A 2,984-nucleotide genomic window follows, 5' to 3' on the forward strand; every position below is an offset into this window, starting at 1 on the left:
CCAACCCCCCCGTCTCCGCCGCCCCACTCTTCATCATCCCCGTAAGCTCCAAATCCGGCAAATCATAAACATGCAACAGCGTAGCCACCAACTCCTCCCGCTGATACACCCCATACCGCTGAGCCTCCCGCAGACAAAACAGCGCCCCAACCAACGTCGCCGCGCTAGGAAACCACCCATGAATCGTATGATCCTTCAACGCCAACAACACCCCCCAGGTACAAAACGCGACAAACAACCCATCCAGCGTCGCCGCACTAACCCAATACCGACGCAGCAACGAGAACGAGGGAGCAAACCGCTCGCGCTGGCGAACTTCCGCCCACATCCGCACGTAGAGCGCAGACTCCCGACCGTCGCTGCCCCCATCGATCAAATACCGCTTCAACCACGGAATCCGATCAAACTCCGGGTTAACCCTAAACCCATGCCCACTCAGCCGCCGCACGAGCACGCCATGCTTCTCGAGGTCGTCGAACAGCGAGTGCTTGCGCGGGGGCGCGCCGACGATCCAGTCGAGGGTGGCGAACACCCACTTGCGGACGAAGCGACCGACCGCGAAGGTGCTCATGCCCGACACATACGCAGCGAGGATCAGCGCGACGACGGTGATGCCGGGCATCTGCTCGGTCACCAACCATCCGCCTGACTCGGTGGGCTCGAACCCGAGCAGCTTGGCGAGGTCGGGCGTCAGGCCGGCCCAGGCGATCGCGGCGACAAAGGTCGCGCCAGACACGAAGAACGAGAGATCAAAGATGTCAAAAAAGTCGATGAACTTGTCGAATAGAGGTTTGACCGCTTTTGCGACTTCCGACATCGTCGCACTGAAGGTAGCACTCCGGGACGGGCAACACCCCGGTCGCGGGACCCAGCGGTGGGTCGGGCGCGGGCAGATCAGCCGCGCGGGTGGGGCTCAGGCACACTCGGCTTGGCTGTCGACTTGGTCGTTGGAACAGTCGACCTCGCCGGGCTCGAAGGCGGGCAAGCCAATCCCGATCAGCAGCCCGCGCATGGTCGGGGTCCACTGCTCGCCCCCCTCGGACCAGGAGATCAGGCCCCGACGCTCGAGCTCGTCGAGCTGTTGGGCCAGCGCGTCTGGCTCTCGCTCGCTGATCACCGCCAGAAAAACGTCGTTCGAAGGCATATCCGAGCCTCGGAGCTCCACGATGAGACGCAACAAAGAGGTGGTGCTGGGATGAGTGAACGGTTGCATTTCTGGAGGTTCGTACAGTACTGGGCAGGTGTCCAAAAATCTGCGGATTTGTTCACTTGGACCTAAGACCAATCGCGGGGCCAGTCCTCGAGAAGGGTGCGTGATATGCGGGATTTTAATCAGGCCAGCTAGTCAGGCCAGATTGATGCGAGCGGTCGGCGGAATCGCAGCCCCCCGAACATCCGCCACAGCACGAACACGATCAGCGTGTAGGTAACCAGCGCACCGAGCATCACCCACCCCCGCCCAGGCCAGTCGCTGGCATAGCCGGCGACCGTCATCGGGATCAGGCCCATGAGCAGCGGCACCACGCCAAGGACCGCGCCAGCCGAGCCGAACACCGCGCTGACCGCCGCGGGGCTGCGCAGGTCGGGATCGACGACCCGCAGCAGCGCGAGCCCGGTGGGCAGGGTGCCGGTGGACATGCCGTAGTAGAGGACGGCGTGCTCGAATGGGGCTTCGGTCCAGGCGCGCTTGGCCACCCACACCGCAAAGATCAGGGTCCAGGTTCCGCCGAGCACGGTGACCAGGACGATCGGCAACCAGTGCGAGGACAGCACGGCGATCTGCACGGCCGCCAGCGCGGCGCAGGTGATCACGTCGATCGTCAGTCCGCTGACGCGGCCCATCAAGTGATCGTTGACCGGGGTGCCGCCGGGCAGGCGGGCGAGCAGCGGGCGCATGCCCATGGCGATCGCGGCCCCAAAGATGAAGTGGAAGCCCCACATGGTGGCGGCGATGTCGGGCATGCCCGCAAACACGCGCGCCAAGCCCGAGCAGACGGCCCACGTCAGCAGGTAACACAGGCCGACCACGGCGACCTGGGCGGTCAGGGCGTCGACGCTGCCGGGCTCCGAGGGGCGCACGCTGACGGTGGTGGGCTCGCGCTTGCCACCCGTCTCGAGCTCGCGCGCGCCCCAGCCCTTGCGCCGGCCCCAGATGACCAACGGGACCCCCGCGATCACGGACCAGGCGTAGCCGAGCACGGCGATGATCAACCCGATCTGTGCGCCATTCACGAGCCCTGTTTGCTCCCACGCGGATCCGATCGACAGCGCCTGCCCCGGACCCTCTTCGAACCCCATCGGCAGCAGCAGCCCGAATCCAGGGTGCAGCGCGGTGTCGAGCAGCAACACCACGCCCAGGCCCAGCACCGCCTGGGTGGCCATCATCGCCACGATCGCGAAGGCCATGGATCGGGCGCCGGCCGAGCGCCCGCCCTCGGACGGGGCCTTGAGTCCGACCGAGATGAACACGATCGCGAGGCCGTGATAGACGACGGACTCGAGCAGATCGACGTCGAGCGCGAACAGTCCGAGGGCCTGCTCGCCCAGCAGCAGACCGAGCGCGCCCGCGAGGATCGCCAGCGGCAGGCCGATCCGCCGAAGCGCCGGAACGACGCGCGCGAGCAGCTCGCACCCGAGCAGCAGCGCGACGATCATCAGCGCCGTCAACATCGCGCCGCTTGCCCAAAACTTCATGCGGATCCCCTGGCCGCTGGAGCATACGCCAGGTGCCGCTAGAGCGCGCGGTGGTCAGCAGCGTGGGTCTGTGGTTCGATGCGGCGTGCGCCTGCGTGATCTGACCGTGGTGTGTGTTGCCCTGATCGGGGCGGTCTCGGCTTGTGGTGACAGCGGCGCGACCGATGGCGCGTCGCTGGGTGGCACCGCAGACACGAGCAGCTCGGGTGATGGTGATGGCGACTCGGGGGATGGGGACGGGGACGGGGATGGGGACACGGGCGACGGAGACGGGGACCCAGGTGACGGAG

The 2,984-nt window shown here is 66.2% G+C and carries 4 protein-coding genes; 1 reads left to right on the forward strand and 3 read right to left on the reverse strand.

Annotated features, from left to right (window positions below; all coding sequences use genetic code 11):
• The 3 genes from ENSA7_RS41490 to ENSA7_RS41500 all read right to left on the reverse strand — a co-directional run.
• On the reverse strand, positions 1–817 hold an 817-nt coding region (locus tag ENSA7_RS41490), incomplete at its 3' end, for a hypothetical protein (protein ID WP_146158758.1).
• A gap of 96 nt (positions 818–913) precedes the next feature.
• Entirely contained in the window at positions 914–1,144 is a 231-nt protein-coding gene (locus ENSA7_RS41495) for a hypothetical protein (RefSeq protein WP_106094971.1), read from the reverse strand.
• A 197-nt stretch (positions 1,145–1,341) separates the two neighbouring features.
• Positions 1,342–2,694, reverse strand: a complete 1,353-nt coding sequence (locus ENSA7_RS41500; protein WP_106094972.1) for a sodium/glutamate symporter — start codon at positions 2,692–2,694, stop codon at positions 1,342–1,344.
• 85 nt (positions 2,695–2,779) lie between these two features.
• On the opposite strand from ENSA7_RS41500, the gene ENSA7_RS44905 reads away from it, so the two are divergent.
• The coding region (locus ENSA7_RS44905; RefSeq protein WP_181234661.1) for a hypothetical protein at positions 2,780–2,984 on the forward strand (205 nt) is incomplete at its 3' end.

The organism is Enhygromyxa salina (genome assembly GCF_002994635.1).
Lineage (GTDB): Bacteria > Myxococcota_A > Polyangia > Nannocystales > Nannocystaceae > Plesiocystis > Plesiocystis salina_B.

Bases quoted from the DNA above. Each gene is read 5' to 3' on its own strand.
- ENSA7_RS41495 (WP_106094971.1), bottom strand. From the start codon at position 1,144: ATGCCTTCGAACGACGTTTTTCTGGCGGTGATCAGCGAGCGAGAGCCA.
- ENSA7_RS41500 (WP_106094972.1), bottom strand. From the start codon at position 2,694: ATGAAGTTTTGGGCAAGCGGCGCGATGTTGACGGCGCTGATGATCGTC.